3 protein-coding genes are annotated in these 1,762 nt (G+C 39.3%); 2 read left to right on the plus strand and 1 reads right to left on the minus strand.

Going from position 1 to position 1,762, the window contains the following annotated elements:
* A partial coding sequence (locus tag QZY09_RS15690) for a hypothetical protein (protein ID WP_295673889.1) occupies positions 1-190 on the plus strand: 190 nt, incomplete at its 5' end.
* A complete protein-coding gene (locus tag QZY09_RS15695) occupies positions 187-546 on the plus strand; it encodes a diacylglycerol kinase (protein ID WP_295673890.1) in 360 nt (119 codons plus the stop codon). The genes QZY09_RS15690 and QZY09_RS15695, both read left to right, overlap by 4 nt.
* A gap of 42 nt (positions 547-588) precedes the next feature.
* Here the strand turns inward: QZY09_RS15695 and QZY09_RS15700 are convergent, their stop codons facing one another.
* The gene (locus QZY09_RS15700) at positions 589-1,560 is read right to left on the minus strand and encodes an alpha-1,2-fucosyltransferase (protein WP_295673892.1); all 972 of its coding nucleotides are present in this window, start codon (positions 1,558-1,560) and stop codon (positions 589-591) included.
* Positions 1,561-1,762 lie beyond the last annotated feature (202 nt).

The raw sequence follows: 1,762 nt of genomic DNA on the forward strand, positions 1-1,762 counted from the left end.
ACCTACCCCCGGCCAAACAGAACAAGTGTATCTTGCAGCGCGGTTAATGGATAAGGGCATTGCTTTTTCAGTGCCGCAATCGATCTTTAATTTGAAAAATGCATTAAAAGAATCTGATAAGTTCAGCGGTTTTGCGAATTTTGAGCACGATGACTCACTTTTGGAACAAGCCATACAATCAATTCTATGATGAAGCTAATTAAAAGTTTTGGCTATGCCTTTAAGGGCATGTTGATTGCCATACGCGAAGAGCAGAATATGCGGATACATGTTGTAGCCATTGCGGTGGTTACCGTTTGCGGCATATACCTAAGCCTTAGCGCCATTGAATGGGCCGTTATTGCACTGACAATAGGATTTGTAATTTCAATGGAGATGGTAAACTCTGCCATTGAAGCCATTGTAGACCACATATCGCCTGAGTTCAATAAAGAAGCAGGAAGAATTAAAGACCTGGCAGCCGGTGCCGTTTTGGTGGCTGCTATTGTGGCTACCGTAATTGCGGTTTACATTTTCGGTAACAAGATTTTTAATCTGATCTTCTAAAGTTCCCTTAAGCCTGTAAAGGAACTAATCAATAATCATGGGTTAGTATTTGAATGCCTGGTTTCCTTTGGTAGGATGTACTATTTGTGTATCTCCATCAAGAAGGTTTGGAATTTTTATCCATTCATTTGGTAAAACGTGGCTAAAGTCAACAGCCTTTCCTTCAAAGTCCATTCCGTAACTGGCCGGATCAGGATTAAGCCAGTATTGTGGGCACAAAACAACTTTTTCATTAACCTGCGAAAGCATAGCTCCCCACCACGAAAAGGTGCTGTTTGCTATAATGTGGAATTTGAAATTAGTCAGCAGCCTGAAATCTTCCATATAATCAGGATGGTTATAATCCATATAAAAGGTAGGATGTGGAATGGCGAAGTGTTCTTTTACCCAGTCAATGTCATCGCTGAAAACATAAAAATTAAGGTTTTCAAATCTTTCTGAAAGGTAGCTGATAGAACGACGGTAATATTCGAGCGTGCATACGTTTTGCCAGGGTTGCCCTAAAAAATCACCCAGCCTGAATGAAATGGCTACAGCGTTTTCTGACTTAATTCCCTCAATTGTTTTTTGATTAACGGCGTTAGGAAGCGATTTAAATTGTAGTTGCTGCAGAACCGCAGGCAATTGATCTTCAAAAAAATCGCGCGAGGCAAAGTACCCCTCTATGTAAGTATTATCAATTACCTTTTTGTAGTTCTGGTCAAACTTATCGAGATTTTCAACAACTACGGGTTTGCGGTAATAGGGTTGAAGATGTTTACGATTCAGTAAATTCCAACGGTATTCAATAAAATTGGCGCCGTTACAGCTTTTGATATCATAAATCTCCTGTTCAGTAGCTTCTTGAGCCGTAATCTGAAAGCGGTCTAAAATATACTGGCGGTGTTTTGAATATGCCCTATACCAACTAAGATCAAGCTTTAACTCGACATTTAAGCGTTTAGCGGCGGCAAAGGCATAGGCGTATTGAAACAGTTGGTTTCCGGGGCCCTGAAAAATCTTTACAATAATCATATCAGCGTCATTTAACCGCAGCCTAATTTCGGGTGCGTAAAACTATATAAAATTGTTAATTGCCTGCAGGGCTAATACCGCTTGTTTATTAAACCTGTAATTGTTTGCATAGTCCTATCCATAATCTTATGGCATTCTTATTGCAAAAAAGATTTTAATCAGAAAATTAAAAATTCAATAACCATCAAAAAAGGCACTATGA

The sequence above is a fragment of the uncultured Mucilaginibacter sp. genome, assembly GCF_903913935.1.
Lineage (GTDB): Bacteria > Bacteroidota > Bacteroidia > Sphingobacteriales > Sphingobacteriaceae > Mucilaginibacter.